This is a genomic window from Rhodoferax sp. UBA5149 (assembly GCF_002413825.1).
Lineage (GTDB): Bacteria > Pseudomonadota > Gammaproteobacteria > Burkholderiales > Burkholderiaceae_C > Rhodoferax.
This window is the reverse complement of record NZ_DHXT01000091.1, coordinates 1-1,395: the sequence shown is the minus strand read 5'-3', so window position 1 is coordinate 1,395 and position 1,395 is coordinate 1. Positions and strand designations below refer to the sequence as shown.

1 protein-coding gene and 2 pseudogenes are annotated in these 1,395 nt (G+C 62.9%); 2 read left to right on the top strand and 1 reads right to left on the bottom strand.

The features are described from left to right. Both B3V69_RS07825 and B3V69_RS07820 read left to right on the top strand, forming a co-directional pair. Positions 1–552 (top strand): annotated as a pseudogene (locus tag B3V69_RS07825) (glucose-6-phosphate isomerase); the annotation flags it as partial. A 6-nt stretch (positions 553–558) separates the two neighbouring features. Next, positions 559–1,182, top strand: a complete 624-nt coding sequence (locus B3V69_RS07820; RefSeq protein ID WP_296445363.1) for an HAD family hydrolase — start codon at positions 559–561, stop codon at positions 1,180–1,182. Between the two features lie 15 nt (positions 1,183–1,197). Here B3V69_RS07820 and B3V69_RS07815 read toward each other — a convergent pair. Then, positions 1,198–1,395: pseudogene (locus B3V69_RS07815) on the bottom strand (glucose 1-dehydrogenase); the annotation flags it as partial.

Genomic DNA, 1,395 nt, shown 5'->3' with positions numbered 1-1,395 from the left:
CTGCCGGCCTATTTGCAGCAGTTGGAGATGGAGAGCAACGGCAAGCGGGTGGACGCCACCGGCCAAGCCCTGCCGTATGGCACCTCACCCGTGCTGTGGGGCGAGCCCGGTACCAATGGCCAGCATGCTTATTTCCAGATGCTGCACCTGGGAACGGATGTGGTGCCGGTGGAGTTTGTCGCTGTCAAAACACCCCTACACGACTTGCCAGGGCACCACCCGCTGCTGCTGGCCAATGTGCTGGCGCAAGCCCAGGCGCTGATGGTGGGCCAGTCTGACGCGGGCGGCCACCGCCATTTCCCGGGCAACCGGCCCAGCACCTTCCTGCTGCTTGATGCGCTCACGCCCACCAGCCTGGGCGCTTTGATTGCCTTGCAGGAGCATCGCGTGTTCGTCAGCGGCAGCGTCTGGGGCATCAACAGTTTTGACCAGTGGGGCGTGGAGCTGGGCAAGGTGCTGGCGAAAGACATCGCGCCGCGGCTGGCCACTGGTGACGCGACCGGACTGGACGGCTCCACGGCCGGCTTGCTGCAACGGTTGCGGGCGCCATAGAGCCGAATGAACTTCGTCTTTGATTTCGGCGCGGTGCTTTTTACCTGGCAACCGCACGCCTTGCTGCGCCAGCATTTTCCGCAGGTGGCGAGCAGCCATGAACGCGCGGTGGCGATGGCGAAAGACTTTTTTCACCATCCCGACTGGCTGGCTTTTGACCGCGGCGCGCTGCCCATGGAGGCGGTCATCGCCCGTACCGCCGAGCGGCTCGCTTTGCCGGGTCAGGCGGTGGGTGCGCTGGTGTCGAACATCGGTGAACTGCTGACGCCGCTGCCCGACACCGTCGCCGTGCTGGATGCCTTGCGTGCGCGCCGTGACAGCGGTGAGGCGGTGCGCCTGTACTTTCTCTCCAATATGCCAGCGCCGTATGCGCGTGAGCTGGAACAGCGCCACGCATTTTTGCAGTGGTTCGATGGCGGCATTTTTTCCGGCGACGTTCAACACATCAAACCTGAGCTGGCCATTTACCAGCTGCTGCAAACGCGCTACGCGCTGGAGCCGACGCAGACGCTGTTCATCGACGACCTGCAAGACAATGTGCAAGCCGCTTGTGGCTTGGGTTGGCGCGGCATCCATTTCGTGTCGGCGCCGCAGCTGCAGGCGCATCTGGCGGACTTGACCGATAGGTAAATTCGAGACGAATGGTCAAAACGGTTCCGACCATGGCCGCAATTCCAGTTCATGGGTCCAGGCGCTGCGCTGTTGCAGATGCACTTGCCAGTAGGTTTCCGCGATGGCGTCGATCGAGAGCAAGCCATCGGGCCCCTTTTCATTTTGACGACCGGGAAACGCCGAGAGCAAACGATCCCCCTCGATGCCGCCGTCGATGACGATGTGGGCGAC